The 13739-nt window shown below is 68.3% G+C and carries 11 protein-coding genes and 2 pseudogenes; 7 read left to right on the forward strand and 6 right to left on the reverse strand.

The window, feature by feature from the left end; all coding sequences use genetic code 11:
- The first annotated feature begins 16 nt into the window (after positions 1–16).
- Positions 17–988, forward strand: coding sequence for an ABC transporter substrate-binding protein (locus GCU53_RS03785; protein ID WP_152386437.1), 972 nt, complete (start codon positions 17–19; stop codon positions 986–988).
- A gap of 28 nt (positions 989–1016) precedes the next feature.
- On the opposite strand, the gene GCU53_RS03790 is transcribed toward GCU53_RS03785, so the two are convergent.
- Positions 1017–1775, reverse strand: coding sequence for an IS5 family transposase (locus GCU53_RS03790; RefSeq protein WP_152386438.1), 759 nt, complete (start codon positions 1773–1775; stop codon positions 1017–1019).
- 351 nt (positions 1776–2126) lie between these two features.
- Here GCU53_RS03790 and GCU53_RS03795 point away from each other — a divergent pair.
- A pseudogene (locus GCU53_RS03795) lies at positions 2127–2528 on the forward strand (PhnD/SsuA/transferrin family substrate-binding protein); the annotation flags it as partial.
- 272 nt (positions 2529–2800) lie between these two features.
- Positions 2801–3337, forward strand: a pseudogene (locus GCU53_RS03805) (type 2 periplasmic-binding domain-containing protein); the annotation flags it as partial.
- A gap of 141 nt (positions 3338–3478) precedes the next feature.
- On the opposite strand, the gene GCU53_RS03810 reads toward GCU53_RS03805, so the two are convergent.
- Complete coding sequence (locus GCU53_RS03810; RefSeq protein ID WP_152386439.1) at positions 3479–4573, reverse strand: NADH:flavin oxidoreductase/NADH oxidase; 1095 nt, start codon at positions 4571–4573, stop codon at positions 3479–3481.
- Positions 4574–4662: 89 nt separating this feature from the next.
- Here GCU53_RS03810 and GCU53_RS03815 point away from each other — a divergent pair, with 89 nt between their 5' ends.
- The 3 genes from GCU53_RS03815 (at position 4663) to mapR (ending at position 8066) form a co-directional block, all read left to right on the forward strand.
- A complete protein-coding gene (locus GCU53_RS03815) occupies positions 4663–4965 on the forward strand; it encodes an ArsR/SmtB family transcription factor (RefSeq protein WP_152386440.1) in 303 nt (100 codons plus the stop codon).
- A 158-nt stretch (positions 4966–5123) separates the two neighbouring features.
- Positions 5124–6539, forward strand: coding sequence for a cytochrome c oxidase accessory protein CcoG (ccoG, locus tag GCU53_RS03820; protein ID WP_152386441.1), 1416 nt, complete (start codon positions 5124–5126; stop codon positions 6537–6539).
- A 117-nt stretch (positions 6540–6656) separates the two neighbouring features.
- Positions 6657–8066, forward strand: coding sequence for a GntR family transcriptional regulator MpaR (mapR, locus tag GCU53_RS03825; protein WP_152389775.1), 1410 nt, complete (start codon positions 6657–6659; stop codon positions 8064–8066).
- Between the two features lie 25 nt (positions 8067–8091).
- Here the strand turns inward: mapR and GCU53_RS03830 are convergent, their stop codons facing one another.
- The 4 genes from GCU53_RS03830 to GCU53_RS03845 form a co-directional block, all read right to left on the reverse strand.
- Positions 8092–9318 (reverse strand): MFS transporter, encoded by a 1227-nt coding sequence (locus GCU53_RS03830; RefSeq protein WP_244307046.1) that lies wholly within the window; start codon positions 9316–9318, stop codon positions 8092–8094.
- Positions 9319–9521: 203 nt separating this feature from the next.
- The gene (locus tag GCU53_RS03835; protein WP_152386442.1) at positions 9522–10415 is read right to left on the reverse strand and encodes a LysR family transcriptional regulator; all 894 of its coding nucleotides are present in this window, start codon (positions 10413–10415) and stop codon (positions 9522–9524) included.
- 93 nt (positions 10416–10508) lie between these two features.
- Positions 10509–11129, reverse strand: coding sequence for an isochorismate family cysteine hydrolase YcaC (ycaC, locus tag GCU53_RS03840; RefSeq protein ID WP_152386443.1), 621 nt, complete (start codon positions 11127–11129; stop codon positions 10509–10511).
- Between the two features lie 332 nt (positions 11130–11461).
- Positions 11462–11857 carry a hypothetical protein gene (locus GCU53_RS03845; protein WP_152386444.1) on the reverse strand — a complete coding sequence of 132 codons (396 nt, stop codon included), beginning with the start codon at positions 11855–11857 and terminating at the stop codon, positions 11462–11464.
- A gap of 606 nt (positions 11858–12463) precedes the next feature.
- Between GCU53_RS03845 and GCU53_RS03850 the strand changes: the two genes are divergently transcribed.
- The gene (locus GCU53_RS03850) at positions 12464–13738 is read left to right on the forward strand and encodes an SfnB family sulfur acquisition oxidoreductase (RefSeq protein WP_152386445.1); all 1275 of its coding nucleotides are present in this window, start codon (positions 12464–12466) and stop codon (positions 13736–13738) included.
- Position 13739: the final 1 nt, after the last annotated feature.

The raw sequence follows: 13739 nt of genomic DNA on the forward strand, positions 1-13739 counted from the left end.
TGCAAGGAGGCTTGCGATGAAAAGCACCGCCCTGGCCACGCTGGCCGCCGCCCTCTTCCTGCATGCCTTTCAGGCACAGGCCGCCGAACCGCTGACCCTGCGCATCGCCGACCAGAAAGGCAACATGCGCGCCCAGCTGGAGGCGGCCGATGCGCTGAAGGATCTGCCCTACGTCATCCAGTGGTCGGAATTCCCCGCCGCCGCGCCGCTGGCCGAAGCCCTCAACGCCGGCGCGGTGGACGCCGGGATCATCGGCGATGCGCCGCTGCTGTTCAGCCTGGCCGCCGGCGCCCAGGTCAAGGCCATCGCGGTGAACAAGTCCAACCCCTACGGCACCGCGCTGCTGGTGCCCAAAGACAGTCCGCTGAAAACCGCCGCCGACCTCAAGGGCAAGCGCATCGCCACCGGGCGCGGCTCGATCGGCCACTTCGTCGCCCTCAAGGCGCTGGAAAAGGCCGGGCTCGCCGAGCGGGACGTGGAGTTCCGCTTCCTCGGCCCGGTGGACGCGAAGATCGCCCTGGCCAACGGCTCGGTGGACGCCTGGGCGACCTGGGAACCCTACACCGCCCTGACCGAAAGCAGCGGCCAGGGCCGGGTGCTGGTCGACGGCCGCGGCCTGCGGGCCGGCAACAGCTACCTCGCCGCCACCGACCAGACACTGGCCGATCCAGCCCGTCGCGAGGCCCTGCAGGACTATCTGCAGCGCCTGGACGGCGCCCAGCACTGGGCCTATGCGCACCTCGACGACTACGCCAGGACCCTGGCGCGGATCATCGGTTTTCCCGAGGACGCGGCCCGGCTGTCCTTCGCCCGCCGCGACCTGCGCTGGCAGGCGGTGGACGCGGCGACCGTCGCCCAGCAACAGGCGACCGCCGACTTCTACCAGGCCCATGCCCTGCTGCCCAAGCGCCTGGACGTGGCGCCGACCTTCGACCACGGCTTCCGGATCGGCCCGCCCGCGCAGGTCCCGCAGCCGGCCAGGCCCTGAACCGGGGACACTAGGTTCTGTTGACGTATCAGCGCAGCCATAGCAAAACAGCCGCAAAAGCCAGCATTCCCTTGAAATGGCTGGCCCTCTTCTCATAGCGAGTGGTGATCCGCCGGTAGTGCTTCAGCTTGCCGAACAGGCACTCGATCACGTGCCGCTCCTTGTAGAGATGCCAGTCGCAGGAGCGTTGCTCGATGCGGTTCCGTCTGGCGGGAATGACGGCCTGGATCTGGCGCTCCTTCAGCCAGGCCAGAAGCTGGTTGGCGTCATAGCCCTTGTCGGCCAGCAGTGCCGACGTGGCGATCCCCGCCATGAGTGGGATCGCCTGGCTGATATCGGCCGCTTGGCCTTCCGTCAGGATGAAGCGAATCGGTAACCCCAGCGCATCGGTCAACACATGGATCTTGCTGCTGAAGCCTCCTCGCGAATGCCCCAGTGCCTCCTGGGCCGCAGTACTGCTGGCCGCCCCGGCTGCACAGGCATGGGCACGCACGACGGAGCTGTCGATGCAGACGTGCTGAAGGTCAGCGTCCCGAGCCAGTACCGAGTGAAGCCGGTCCCAGACGCCGAGCCGGCACCAGCGGGTGAAGCGTTTGAAAACGCTGTTCCATGAGCCGAGGCAACGAGGCAGCATCCGCCATTGAGCGCCGCTGCGTAGTATCCAGAGCACCGCCTCGACAAAGCGGCGACAGCCGAGAGTACGGGTCAGCCGGATCCCCTTCGTGGCGCTCAGCAGACTTTGGATACGGGACCAGTCGGTATCGCTCAGACGGCTTCTGTCAGTCATGGCAAAAGCCCAGTTTTAGCACTGGGCTTGCGTCAACAGAACCTAGGGTCTGTTGACGTTTTGGCGTAGGCCGCGACGGAGGCCCGTTTGGCGCAGAACAAGGAACGAGGAGAGAGGTTTGGTCATTCCAAATGAACGACGAGCGACGCCGTGCTGCGCCAAACGGGCCCCGTCCCTTCGGGTGGGGCCGCCGAGGCTGCGCGGCAAATGCCGCCATGCGGCGTTGCGGGGCTTGGCAAGGGAATGACCATTGCCGGCGCCCCGCGCCTTGCCGAACGCGGCCCGGCCTGGCGGCATTTGACGCGGCAACGCGGCTCACGCCAAAACATCAACAGACCCTAAGGAGTACCCATGAAGCTTTCGCGTTTTCTGCGTAACGGCCTCGCCACCCTGCTGCTGGCCGCACCCCTGAGCCAGGCTGCCGACACCGTGCTGCGCATCGGAGATCAAAACTACTACAACGTGCGCGCCTCGCTGGAGGCCTCCGGCGCGCTGGAGGGCGCGCCCTATCGGGTCGAGTGGAAACACTTCCAGTCCGCCGCGCCGCTGGCCGAAGGCCTGGATGCCGGGGCGCTGGACCTCGGTTTTCTCGGCGATTCGGGATTCATCTTCCTCGCCGCCAAGGGTGCGCCGGTCAAACTGATCGGCGTCTCCCGGCAGAACCCGGACACCATCGCCCTGCTGGTGCCCAAGGACTCGCCGGCCAAAAGCATCGAGGACCTCAAGGGCAAGAAGGTCGCCTACTGGCCGGGACCGGGGCCTGCCATCAATTATTTCCGCGTTGCGACGGAGCCCGATTTGGCGCAGGGCAAGGCGTGAGGAGAGAGGTTTGGTCATTCCAAATGAACGACGAGCAACGCAGCACTGCGCCAAATCGGGCCCGTCCCCTCGGGTTGCGCCTGAAATCGGCCCATGCGGCGTTGCAGCCCTTGGCAAGGGAGTGACCATTGCCTGCAGGCTGCGCCTTGCCTGGGCCGATTTCAGGCGGCAACGCAATCGTGGAAATAATTGATGGCAGGCCCCAGAGCCAGCAGCTGACCCTGCGCGCCCTGCAGAAGGCCGGCCTGCCCGGCGACTACGTCGAGTTCGTCAAGCTGATGCCGATCGACGCCGCCGCCGCGCTGCCACGGGGCAGCATCGATGCCTTCCCGGTGTGGGAGCCGTACATTTCCCAGCAGATCCTCTTCTCCGGCGCGCGGCCGCTGCTCACCGCCAGGGGCCTGATGCCGGGACTTTCCAGCATCGCCGCCAACGCCTCCTCCATCGAGCCCAAGCGCGCCGCCATCGCCGACTTCCTCGGCCGCCTCAAGCGGGCGCGCGCCTGGGTCGAGGCGCACAAGAGCGAGTACGCCGAGCTCTGGGCGCAGAAGGCCAATCTCGACCCGACGGTGTCCCGCCACTGGATCGGCCAGGCCGGCATGACCGTCGCCCCGGTCGACGCGCAGGCCGCCCGCGACTACCAGGAGACCGCCGACTTCCTCAAGGAAACCGGCGCCCTGCCCAAGGCCTTCAAGGTCGACGAGGTGATCGACGGCTCCTTCGCCGAGGCGCTGCAACCCTGAGTCGCCGCCTGCCCCTCGGCGGGCCCTCTCCGGTGCGGAAAGCCATGCGGGAGCGCCCCTCGCCGGGACGCTCCCGCAACCTTCATGACCTCTGCGAGCCCGCCCGTCGGGCGAGCAAGTGCGCACTCCCAGAGGCCGATCTCAGTGGTGGTAGCGCTCCAGCCAGTGGGCATAGGGCGCCGGCAGCGTCCAGGACGAGCGCTCGATGCCCAGCTCGCGGGCCGCGGCATACGGCCAGTGCGGGTCGGCCAGGTGGGCGCGGCCGATCATGGCGAGATCCAGCTGGCCTTCCCTGACGGCCCGCTCGGCAACCTGCGGGGTGCCGAAGCCCCAGGCCGACGCCACCGGGATGCCCACCTCGCGGCGTACCCGCTCGGCGATCGGCCCCATGAAGCCGGGTGCCCAGGGAATATCGGTGTCCGCGATGGTGAAGCCGATGCTGACGCTCAGCAGGTCCAGGCCGGTCTGCTTGAAGCGCCGGGCCAGCTCGATGGATTCGGCGAAGGTCTGCTCGTCCCGGCCGTCGAACTCGATCACCCCGAAGCGGGCGGTCAGCGGCAGATGCTCCGGCCATACCTCGCGGACCGCCGCCAGGGTTTCCAGCAGGAAGCGGCAGCGCTTGTCGAAGCTGCCGCCGTAGGCATCGGTGCGCCGGTTGGAATGCTCGGAGAAGAAGCTCTGGGCCAGGTAGCCGTGGGCGAAATGCAGCTCCAGCCACTCGAAGCCGGCATCACGCGCCCGGCACGCCGCGGCGACGAAATCGTCCCGCACCCGGGCGATGTCCTCCAGGGTCATGGCCTTGGGCACTTTCGGCAGGTGGTGGCCGAAGGGAATGGCCGAGGGGGCGATGGTCTGCCAGCCGCGGGCATCGCCCTCGGCGATGTGGTCGTCGCCTTCCCAGGGGCGGTTGGCGCTGGCCTTGCGGCCGGCATGGGCGATCTGGATGCCGGGCACCGCTCCCTCGGCCTTGATGGCCTGGACCACCGGCACGAAGGCCTGGGCCAACTGGTCGTTCCAGATCCCGGGGCAGCCGGGGGTGATGCGCCCTTCCGGCGAGACGGCGGTGGCCTCGACGATCACCAGCCCCGCACCACCCCTGGCGATGCTGGCGTAATGCACCTTGTGCCAGTCGTTGATCAGGCCGTCGTTGGCCATGTACACGCACATGGGCGGAACGGCGATGCGGTTGCGCAGGGTGACATCCTTCAGCGTGTACGGCTGGAACAGAGCGGACATGGAGCTTCCTCGTGCGGTGAGATTGAATTCTCTAGTTCGATAATATTCGAACAATGGATGACGAACAATCCCTCCGGTATGATTCCGCCATGCGCCCCTTCAAACACCCCGCCGCCAGCGAATTCGTCCTCGAGCGCGTTCTCTACGCCCTGAGCGATCCGGTGCGCCTGGAGATCGTCCGGCGCCTCGCCGCGCTGGGCGAGGCCAGTTGCAGCGAGCTCGACGGCGGCCGGCCGAAGTCGAGCGTTTCCCACCATTTCCGGGTGCTGCGCGATGCGGGCCTGGTCTGCACCCGCAGCGTCGGGACCACCCACATCAACTCGCTGCGCAGCGAGGAGATGAACGCACGCTTCCCGGGCTTGCTCGCGGCGATCCTGTCGCAGCGCGAGTGACAGGAATCCTTCCCCTGCAGGTGCGGCGGCGAAACAGCGGACGGAGTCTCGAAGGCCTCATCTGATCCGCTTTTTTAGAAAGAACCTGAGCCTGTCATCGGAGCAGCGCCAGCCCGATGATTGCCCCCGTCCACCCAAGCCTGACGGGGCGAACCGCCATGACCGACCGCATACCCGCCCGGATCGTCGAGTCCTTCGACCCGGCCAGACCGATCCGCCTGCCCCCGGCCCGCAACGGCAGCCCCATCCATACCCGCAGCTTCAGCGGGCGCTTTCGCAACCTGCGCCGGTATGGCGCCGGGCTGTTGCTCCTGCTGTTCTTCGGCCTCCCCTGGCTGAGCTGGAACGGCCGCCAGGCCGTGCTCTGGGATCTGGCGGGGCGCAAGTTCCACATCTTCGGCGCCACCTACTGGCCGCAGGACTTCATCCTGCTGTCGGCCCTGCTGATCATCGCCGCCTTCGGACTGTTCTTCGTCACCGTGCTCGCCGGCCGCGTCTGGTGCGGCTATGCCTGCCCGCAGAGCCTGTGGAGCTGGATCTTCATGTGGTGCGAGAAGGTCACCGAAGGCGAGCGCAACCAGCGCATCAGGCTGGATGCCGCCCCCTGGTCGGCGCACAAGCTGCTGCGCCGCACGGCTAAACATGGCCTGTGGCTGGCGGTGAGCCTGGCGACCGCGTTGGCCTTCGTCGGCTACTTCACGCCGGTCCGCGACCTGTTGCAGGACCTGCTCACCTTCGAAACGGGTGCGACCACCGGCTTCTGGCTGTGCTTTTTCACTGTCGCCACCTATGCCAAGGCCGGCTGGCTGCGCGAGAAGGTCTGCCTGCACATGTGCCCCTATTCGCGCTTCCAGAGCGTGATGTTCGACAGCGATACCCTGATCGTCTCCTACGATGCCGGGCGCGGCGAAAACCGCGGGGCGCGCCGGAAGGGGGCCGCCCCGCGGGCCGAAGGGCTGGGCGACTGCATCGACTGCACCCTGTGCGTCCAGGTCTGCCCCACCGGGATCGACATCCGCGACGGCCTGCAACTGGACTGCATCGGCTGCGCGGCCTGCATCGACGCCTGCGACAGCGTCATGGACAAGCTGGGCTATGCCCGCGGCCTGGTGCGCTACAGCTCCGAACGCGCCCTGGCCGGCGGCCGGACACGCCTGCTGCGCCCGCGCCTGGTCGGCTACGCCGCCATGCTGCTGGTCATGCTCGGCGCCTTCGCCTGGGGCATGGCCTCACGCCCCCTGATGTCGCTGGACGTGAACAAGGATCGCGGCCTGTTCCGCGAGAACGACCAGGGACAGATCGAGAACGTCTACACCCTCAAGGTCATCAACAAGTCCCAGCAGCCGCGCCAGTACGTCCTGTCGCTGGCCGACAGCGGCCCCTTCGCGCTGCACGGCCGGCGCGAACTGTCCCTGGCGCCGGGCGAGATCCTCGATCTGCCGGTCAGCGTCACCCTGACCGACGCGCGTGCAGCCAAACCCACCCGGACGCTACGCTTTGCGTTGACGGAGCGGGACAACCCCACGCACCGGATCGCTACCGACAGCGTTTTCCTTGCCCCCGCCAACCGCTGATTGCAGGCCCCTCCCCCGCAGGGGCCCTGTCCGGCACACCAGCAGAGAGTTCGCATGCACGCATCGCCGCCCGCAGAGTCTCCCGCTACGCCCTGTGCGCCGCTGAACCGGGACAAGATGAAACGCTACGAGAAGTTCGCCGATGAAATCGCCGCCCTGATCCGCAGCGGCGTGCTGGCGCCCGGCGAAAAGGTGCCCTCGGTACGCCACGCCAGCCGTACCTACGGGGTCAGCCCGTCCACCGTGTTCCAGGCCTACTACCTGCTGGAGGACCGCGGGCTGATCCAGGCGCGGGCCCGTTCCGGCTATTTCGTCCGCGAGCATTCCCGGCATCCGCTGCACGAGCCCGAGATCGGCGCCCGCCAGGCGCAGACCACCGAGGTTGGCGTCAGCGAGCTGGTGTTTTCCGTGCTCGGCTCGCTGAAGGACCCCGATACCGTGCCCTTCGGCTCGGCCTTTCCCAGCCCGGACCTGTTCCCCCTGGCGCGCCTTGCCCGCTCCATGAGCCACGGCTTGCGGATGCTGTCGCCCCACGAGGTGATCGCCGACATGACCGCGGGCAATCCCGACCTGCGTCGGCAGATCGCCCTGCGCTACATGGTCAGCGGGGTGAGGCTGCCGCTCGAGGAGCTGGTGATCACCAACGGCGCCATGGAGGCGCTCAACCTGTGCCTGCAGTGCATCGCCAGTCCGGGCGACTTGGTGGCCATCGAGTCGCCGGCCTTCTACGCCTGCCTGCAGGTGCTGGAGCGGCTCAAGCTCAAGGCGGTGGAGATTCCCGTGCACCCGCGCGAGGGCATCGACCTGGAAACCCTGGCCGACAGCCTGGCGCGACTGCCGATCAAGGCCTGCTGGTTCATGAGCGGCCTGCAGAACCCACTGGGCGCCAGCATGAGCGAAGCGAAGAAGCGCGCCCTCTACGAGCTGCTGCGGCGCCACCAGGTACCGCTGATCGAGGACGACGTCTATGCCGAGCTGTACTTCGGCAACCAGCCGCCCAGGCCGGTGAAGAGCTTCGACCGTGAGGGGCTGGTGCTGCATTGCGGTTCCTTTTCCAAGAGCCTGGCGCCGGGCTACCGGGTCGGCTGGGTAGCCGGCGGGCGTCATGCGGAGCAGATCGGCCGGCTGAAACTGATGACCACCATCTCGCCCAGTGTGCCGGCCCAGGCGGCCATCGCCGACTACCTGCAGCACGGCGGCTACGACCGCCATTTGCGCAAGCTGCGCCACGCTCTGGAAATGCAGCAGGCCGCCATGCTCGCCTCTGCCGCCCGGCATTTCCCCGCCAGCACCCGGGTGACCCGCCCCAGCGGCGGCTATTTCCTCTGGTTCGAGTTCCCCGAAACGGTCGACTCGCTGCAGCTGTTCCGTCTCGCCCTGGCCCAGGGCATCAGCCTGGCACCGGGGCCGATCTTCTCGGCGACCCGCCGCTTTCGCAATTGCGCCCGGCTCAACCATGGCCATCCCTGGAGCGCCCGGAGCGAGCAGGCCATGGAAGTGCTCGGACGCATCCTGCAGTCGTTCTGAGAGGCCGCATGCGCACGTCTCCCGGCTAATCGGCCCGGCACAGCCCGCGCTTCGCGCCCGTCGCGGCCTGCGCCCAGCCGAAGGCGATCAGCGCGACCAGCGAAAGGGCGCTGCCGAATACCACGATCCCCAACCACCCCGCGTGTTCGTAGAGCACGCCGGCCACCGAGGAGCCCGTGGCGCCGCCGATGAAGATGCTGGTCATGTACAGCGCATTGAGGCGCCCGCGGCTGGCCGGATCGAGGCTGTAGACCGCGCGCTGGCCGAGCACCATGTTCATCTGCACGGCGAAGTCGAGGACGATCCCGGTGATCGCCAGCCCGACGACCCCGCTCGGCAGCGGAACGACGCCCGGCAGAAAGCTGAGGACACCGAGCGCCATGGCTAGCGCGGACATGGCGCGGGTATGGCCGGCGTCCGCCAGCCGCCCGGCGATGGGCGCGGCGATCGCACCGATCGCGCCGACCAGGGCGAAGAGCGCGATCTGCGACTGGGACAGGCCGTACTCGCGCGACAGCGCCAGCGGAGCCGCCGTCCAGAACAGGCTGAACGCGGCGAACATCAGCCCTTGGTACAGGGCGCGCTGGCGCAGCACCGGCTCGCGCCGGAACAGTTGCCCGAGCGAGCGGAGCAACCGGGCATAGCTCGCCCGGTGCTCGGGCCGGCGGCCGGGCAGCGTGGTGGCGACGACCAGGGCGATGAGCAGCATCGCCGCCGCCGCGCCGAAGAACACCGCCCGCCACTGGAAGTGGTCGGCGATCAGGCTGGAGACCGGGCGGGCCAGCAGGATGCCCAGCAGCAAACCGCCCATGATCGCGCCGACTACCCGGCCGCGGGTTTCCTCGGGTGCCAGGTGCGCGGCCAGGGGAATCAGCATCTGCACCGACACCGAGCCGAAACCGATCAGCAGCGAGGTCGCCAGCAGGACGCCCGGCCCTTCGCTCAGCCCCGCGCCGATCAGGCCGACGACGGTGAGCGCGAGGGTGGCCAGCATCAGCCGGCGATTCTCGAGCAGGTCGGCGAGCGGCACCAGGAAGAACAGCCCCAGCGCGTAGCCGACCTGGGTCAGCGAGACGATGAGGCTCGCGCCGCCGGCGGAAAGGCCGATGTCGGGGGCGATCAGCTCGATGATCGGCTGGGCGTAGTAGATGTTCGCCACGATGACGCCGCAGCAGAAGGCGAACAGCAGGACCAGTCCCCGGCCCATGATCCCGGCGCCCTGCGCGGGGACTGTCGTTGCCGGGCGGCTCATGGGCGCGACTCCTCTGCAAGGGTCCGGGCGAGGCGCGACTCAAGGCGGAAAGGGACAGGCGGGATGGCGGGAAAGAGTGGCGGGGGCATGGCGGTTCTCCACGGCAGGTTGTCTGGCTGCCACCTTAGGCGCTGCCGGCAAGCGGGAGAATCCGCCGGCACGGCAACGCGGCGTTGCGCCCGGCGCAATGGCGCGCGGGCGCCTCAGAGAATCCGCGCCATGAACGCCAGGAAGGCGTCGATCCGCGTCGAGCCGCGGTGGTTGGGCAGATACAGTGCGCTGATCAGCGGACGGGTGTTGTCGGGATCGACCGAGAAGGCGTCGAACAGGCCCATCAGCTGGCCGTTCGCCAGGTCCCGGTCGACGACCCAGTCCGGCAGGAGCGCCACGCCGAGACCGGCGCGCGCCACCGCGTGCAGGGCTTCGACATTGTCGCTCCTGAACCGCCCGTGGACCGGCACGCGGATGACTTCGTCCTGCGCCTGGAAGGTCCACACCTGCCGGGCGCTGCCGTAATTGAAACGCAGGCAGTCGTGCGCGAGCAGATCCATCGGCCGCTCCGGCACGCCCCTGTCCCGCAGGTAATCCGGACTGGCCACCACGCGCCGCCGGAATTGTCCGAGGGGGCGACTGACCACGCCGTCCATCGGCGCCGCCGCGCCGAGCCGGATCGACAGATCCACCCGCTCGGCCAGCAGATCGACGATGTCGTCGGTCAGGGAGACGTCCAGTTCCAGCCGGGGATAGCGGCGCAGCAGATCCCCCAGGTGCGGGCAGATGCGCGCACGCCCGAAGGCCATCGGCAGCGAGACGCGCAGGGGGCCGGCCGGCTCGTCGCCGCGGTCCCGGATCGACGCGTCGGCCTCCTCCAGCGCCTCCAGAATGCGCCGTGCGCTCAGGTAGTAGGCGGCGCCGGCCTCGGAGACCGTGACCTGGCGGGTCGAGCGGTTGAGCAGGACGCTGCCGAGCTCCTGCTCCAGCGCATCGACCATCCGCGTGACCGTGGAGGTCGCGACTTCCAGCCGGCGGGCGGCCGCGGAAAATCCCCCGGCGTCCACCGTGGCGACGAACATCTTCAGAGCGAGCAGCTTGTCCACGCGATCTCCCGCACTCCATGCAGCCATACAGGCCGGGTGGGCCCTATGGTCTCACGACTTCGCCGCGAATCTCGCCCGGCGGCAGACGGCGGATCAGCCCTGGCCGGCGGCGTAGCTCTGCATCAGGTTGGCATAGGCCGGCAAATGGCTGCCAAGCAGCCCGCCGAACCCCTCGATGTCGTTGCGCCAGTCGCGGTGCAGCTCGCAGCCCACGGCGAACCAGTTCATCAGTTGCGCGCCGGCCTGGCTCATGCGGTTCAGAGCGGCCTCGCGCACCACCGGGTTGAAGGTGCCGGACGCATCGGTCACCACGAACACCTCGAAGCCCTCCGCCAGCGCGGAAAGCGTCGGAAAGGCCACGCACACGTCGGTCACCACCCCGGCGATGATCAGCTGCCGGCGCCCGGTGGCCTTGATCGCATCGACGAAGTCGGCGTTGTCCCAGGCGTTGATCTGGCCCGGCCGCGGAATGTACGGCGCCTCCGGGAACATGGCCTTGAGCTCGGGCACCAGGGGACCGTTGGGGCCCTTCTCGAAACTGGTGGTGAGGATGGTCGGCAGCTGGAAGAACCTGGCGATGTCGGCCAGCGCCAGCACGTTGTTCTTGAACTCGTCGGGCGTGAAGTCACGTACCAGCGACAGAAGGCCGGCCTGATGATCCACGAGCAGCACTACGGCGTTGTCCTTGTCCAGGCGGTTGTATGGGCGGGCCATGGCGGTTCCTCTCGGGTGAGTGGGTAGCGGTGCGGCTACGGTCCCGGCAGGTGTCCAGGCGAACGGAAGAGTGCTGCCGCCTCGCTACGCCGCGCGGCGCGGGCTCTCGCTGTCCTGAACCGGAAGCGGGGAAAAGAGCCCCGTGCGCCGGTCCGTGGCACGCCCATCGAGCATAGCCCGCGGGAAAGCCGCAGCCTTCGCGCGGGCGATCAGGGGTATGGACGGTACGAGACGGCAATGGCCGGGAACGGCGGAGGCGCTGCGGGCTGAGCCTGGAAACGAAAAGGCCCGGCGCAAGGGCCGGGCCTGGGATTGCTGCGCTGTACGCGGGATCAGTCGCGGTAGCTGTAGGCGCCGCCGTAGGTGCGGTCGTCGGCCAGGGCGGCGGCGTCGTAGACGCGGTTGCCGCGGGTCTCGACCTTGTCGCCGACGGCGAACTCGTTGTTCGGCGAACGCAGCACTTTCACGTCGCCCTCGGCGGTGCGGACCTTGTAGGCGCGGTCGCTGAGGCCGGCGGCGTCCTGGGCCTCGCCACCGAACAGGGTGCCGATGCCGGCACCGATCAAGGCGCCGATCGGGCCGCCGACGGCACCGATCATCATGCCGGTCATGCCGCCGGTGGCCTTGCCGGTGGTTTGATCCTTGGTTTCCTCGAGAACTTCGGCGGCGTTTACGCTACCGGCGGCCAGCAGGGTGAGGGTCAGGGCCAGGGTGCCGAGCTTTTTCATGGCAGTTCTCCGAGGAAGCATTCCAGCGATTTTGGTCGAATCGGTCATGCGGAACGGGCGCTGTGCTTTTGGCAGGTTTCCGTCTCCGCTGGGGCGGAAATTACCCACTCCATTGACATGGATCAAGAAAAGAATGGCCTTATTATGCTTAAGGATTGGGTATGCCTGGCAGCACGCCTGGCAGGCATGCAGCCGCTTGCCAAGCAGGCTCCAGACAATCGCTTGATTCTCAAGGAAAAGCCCTCCTCCCCACGCTCCCGGGCGTTTGCGCTGCCGCCCTCTTCCATGCGCGGCAGAGGGCCAGCGCCAGGCAATACCTCTTTCCTGAACCTCTTCCGCAAACGGGAGAAGGCTCTCGATACTGCGCGGTCCTCCCGTTCCGACGCCGGTCCGCGGAGCCGATCTCGCCGGGGAAAGCCCCGTTCCTGACGCGCCGCACGTCCTGCCGAATGCCTATTTGCTTATTCCAAATAAGAATTTAATTTTTTCATTTTCTCGAATCAAGATATAAAAACCGGACCACCGGAGCATCGCTTTCCAGCGCCGATCTCCAGTGCCTCCTCTTCCGGGGCCCCGTGCGGCGCTCCCCTGAAGACGAGGTAAGGCATGACCAGTCCGTTACTTTCCCAAACCCGGGACGCTCAACGTCCGGTATTCGAGGCCACGTCCAGCGACCTGGACAGCCGTCCCCCCTTCACGCCCGCCAGGCTGCTGCACAGCGACGGCGAAGCCCTCGAAGCGGCCCGCGCCGTGGCGCGCCAGGCTGCGGCCGGCGCCGCCCAGCGCGACCGCCTGCGCCAGCTGCCGTGGGACGAGGTCGACCTGTTCAGCGCCAGCGGCCTGGGCGGCATCGGCATTCCCCGCGCCTACGGCGGGCCGGGCCTGTCCTTCGTCACCATCGCCGAGGTGTTCCGCCTGATCTCCGCCGCCGATCCCTCGGTCGGGCAGATCCCGCAGAACCAGTTCGGCATCCTCGGCCTGCTCGAAGGCAGCGCCACCCGCGAGCAGAAGGAGCGCTTCTACAAGGCCGTGCTGAGCGGCGAGCGCATCGCCAACTCCGGCCCCGAGCGCGACACCCGCCACATTCTGGACGTCCGGGCGCACCTGGTGCGCGACGGCGACGGCTACCGCCTGAGTGGCGAGAAGTTCTATTCCACCGGCGCGCTGTTCGCCCACTGGATCACCGCCAAGGCCATCGACGACAAGGGCCGCCTGGTGATGGCGCTGATCCCGCGCGGCACGCCGGGGCTGCGCATCCTCAACGACTGGTCGGGCTTCGGCCAGCGCACCACCGCCAGTGGCAGCGTGCTGCTCGACCGGGTGCCGGTGGCCGCGGAGAACCTGGTGGAGATCTGGCGCCTTGCCGAGAAGCCCAATATCCAGGGCGCCGCCTCGCAGCTGATCCAGGCCGCCATCGACGCCGGCATCGCCCGCGCCGCGCTGGACGACGCCATCGCCTTCGTGCGCCAGCGCGCCCGGCCGTGGATCGACGCCAACGTCGAGCGCGCCGCGGACGATCCCTACGTGATCGCCGAGGTCGGCCGCCTGCAGATCGACCTGCACGCCGCCGAGGCGCTGCTGCGCCGGGCCGGCCGGGTGCTCGACGAGGTCGCCGCCGCGCCGGTCGACGCCGACTCCGCCGCCCGTGCCTCGATCGCCGTGGCCGAGGCCAAGGTGCTGACCACCGAGATCTCCGTGCTGGCCGGCGAGAACCTGCTGGAGCTGGCCGGCAGCCGCGCCACCCTGGCCGAGTTCGACCTCGACCGCCACTGGCGCAACGCGCGCACCCACACCCTGCACGACCCGGTGCGCTGGAAGTACCACGCGATCGGCAACTACCACCTGAACGGCGCCAAACCGGCGCGCCACTCCTGGATCTGAG

It is taken from the genome of Azotobacter salinestris, assembly GCF_009363155.1.
Taxonomy (GTDB): Bacteria; Pseudomonadota; Gammaproteobacteria; order Pseudomonadales; family Pseudomonadaceae; genus Azotobacter; species Azotobacter salinestris.

Coding starts and splice junctions, on each gene's coding strand:
- ycaC (WP_152386443.1), bottom strand. CDS start 11,129: ATGGCCCGCCCATACAACCGCCTGGACAAGGACAACGCCGTAGTGCTG.
- GCU53_RS03845 (WP_152386444.1), bottom strand. CDS start 11,857: ATGAAAAAGCTCGGCACCCTGGCCCTGACCCTCACCCTGCTGGCCGCC.
- GCU53_RS03815 (WP_152386440.1), top strand. CDS start 4,663: ATGCGCCCCTTCAAACACCCCGCCGCCAGCGAATTCGTCCTCGAGCGC.
- GCU53_RS03830 (WP_244307046.1), bottom strand. CDS start 9,318: ATGAGCCGCCCGGCAACGACAGTCCCCGCGCAGGGCGCCGGGATCATG.
- GCU53_RS03850 (WP_152386445.1), top strand. CDS start 12,464: ATGACCAGTCCGTTACTTTCCCAAACCCGGGACGCTCAACGTCCGGTA.
- ccoG (WP_152386441.1), top strand. CDS start 5,124: ATGACCGACCGCATACCCGCCCGGATCGTCGAGTCCTTCGACCCGGCC.
- GCU53_RS03790 (WP_152386438.1), bottom strand. CDS start 1,775: ATGACTGACAGAAGCCGTCTGAGCGATACCGACTGGTCCCGTATCCAA.
- mapR (WP_152389775.1), top strand. CDS start 6,657: ATGAAACGCTACGAGAAGTTCGCCGATGAAATCGCCGCCCTGATCCGC.
- GCU53_RS03785 (WP_152386437.1), top strand. CDS start 17: ATGAAAAGCACCGCCCTGGCCACGCTGGCCGCCGCCCTCTTCCTGCAT.
- GCU53_RS03810 (WP_152386439.1), bottom strand. CDS start 4,573: ATGTCCGCTCTGTTCCAGCCGTACACGCTGAAGGATGTCACCCTGCGC.